Origin of the sequence: Streptomyces sp. JW3, from assembly GCF_052216785.1 — a bacterium.
Classification (GTDB): domain Bacteria; phylum Actinomycetota; class Actinomycetes; order Streptomycetales; family Streptomycetaceae; genus Streptomyces.
In genome coordinates, this window is record NZ_JBQOUX010000228.1 from 1 (window position 1) to 2129 (window position 2129).

General features: G+C 67.9%; 1 pseudogene. It reads left to right on the top strand.

What is annotated here, in order from left to right:
• Positions 1-2129 (top strand): annotated as a pseudogene (locus ACTT8P_RS38180) (sugar-binding protein); the annotation flags it as partial.

Genomic DNA, 2129 nt, shown 5'->3' on the forward strand with positions numbered 1-2129 from the left:
TACTACTTCGGCAAGCACAAGCTGGACGACGACGCGGCGAGCGGCGACCCGGTGACCAACTCGGTGCTGACCGTGCCGGTCGCCGGCAACCAGTCCGACGAACCCTGCTACCAGGCAGGTGACTTCGCGGGCTCCTTCTGCGACCAGGCCTGGCGCTGGAACCTCGACTTCGTCGTCGACACAGACGGCAACGCGATGACCCTGTGGTGGGCGAAGGAGACCAACCACTACGCCAAGAACGACAAGTACAAGACGCCCGTCGCCTATGACCGCGGCGGCTACCTGAAGCGCATCGACTACGGCCTGAACGCGGACGCCCCGTACGCCGACCCGATCTCCCGGGTCACCTTCGACGTGGACGAGCGCTGCTTCAAGGAAGGCGAGATCGCCTGCACCACGTCCGGCGACGAGAACGACAACTTCGCCTCCGGTGACTTCGCCAAGAACCGCATCTGGTACGACACTCCCGCCGACCTGTACTGCGCCGCCGGCAAGGAGTGCTACGTTCCGGTCCCCACCTTCTGGTCCCGCAAGCGCCTGGCCCAGGTGACCACCCTGACGCAGCGCACACAGGGTTCCACCGCCCTGTCCAAGGTGGACAGCTGGACCCTCCAGCAGTCACTGCCCGCCGACCTCACCGACGAGGGCACCGCCCTGTGGCTGGAGTCCATCACCCGCACCGGCTACGGCACGGACTCCGAGGCGATCGCGCTCAACCCGGTGCAGTTCCTGGCCAACAGCCAGCCCATGCCCAACCGGGTCAAGGAAGGCGCGAACGACCCCAACCCCGCCTTCGACCGGCTGCGCGTCGCCCGGGTGGTCAGCGAGTACGGCGGCGAGACCGTCGTCACCTACAAGGCACCGACCGGCTCCTGCAAGACCGGCAGCGGCTTCCCGAAGCCGGAGGAGAACACCGGCCTGTGCTTCCCGGTGTACTGGAACGCCGACCCCGACGTGGAGACCATCGACTGGTTCCACAAGTACGTCGTCGAGTCCGTCCAGGAACTCCCCGCACTCACCGGCGTCGACCCGGTCACCACCACCTACGAGTACCTCGACGGCGGTGCCTGGGCGCTGAACCAGGCAGAGTTCTCCAAGAAGAAGACCCGCACCTACGACCAGTGGCGCGGCTTCGCCCGGGTCCGCACCTACACCGGCGACGACAGCGACACCCCGTTGATGTCCACCGAGCGGGGCATGACCGAGAGCCGCTACTTCCGCGGCATGGACGGCGACCCGCTCCCCGGCGGCGGCACTCGCTCGGTCACCGTCGAAGACGCCAAGGGCGCCACGATCGCGGTGGACGAGGAACCGTTCGCCGGCCGCGTCGCGGAATCCCTCACCTACGCCTCGGCCACCGCCACCACCTGGCTCACCCGGACCGTGGACAAGCCCAAGTCCCAGCTGCTGGCCTCCCGCAGCCGCTCCGGAGACATCCCCGACCTCAAGGCCTGGCGCGTCAAGGTCCCCGAGTCGCTCACCTACACCCAGTCCTCCGGCACCGGCGACGACAAACGCAAGACCCGCGTCCTCTACACATTCACGAAGTACGACGACACCTACGGCCTGCCCACCGAGGTCACCGAGTACAACGACTGGTCGTCCGACCCGGCGAGCAACAACCCGGACGACGACACCTGCACGGTCATGTCGTACGTCCACAACACCGCCAAGCACCTCATCGGCCTCGCCAAGCAGACCCTGACCACCGCCGGCACCTGCGACGAGGACGACACCGCCACCGCCGCCGACTGGATCGACGGCTCCCGCGTCGCCTACGACGACGGCGCGTACGGTGACACCCCCGCCACCGGCAACGCCACCACCACCTGGGCGATCACCGGCAACGGCGGCGGCTGGGTGAAGGACGGCGAGGTTACTTACGACGACTACGGCCGCACCACGTCCACCCGCAACGCCCAGGCCATCGCGGACAACGACGAGACCAACAAGGACATCACCAGCTACCTCCCTCCGGAGGGCCAGGTCTTCCAGATCAAGACCGCCAACGCCCTCGGCCAGGAGGAGACCACCACCGTCGAGCCCGGCCGCGGTGTCTCCCTCACCGAGGAGGACATCAACGGCCGGACCACGACGTACGAGTACGACGCCCTCGGCCGCGCCGCCCG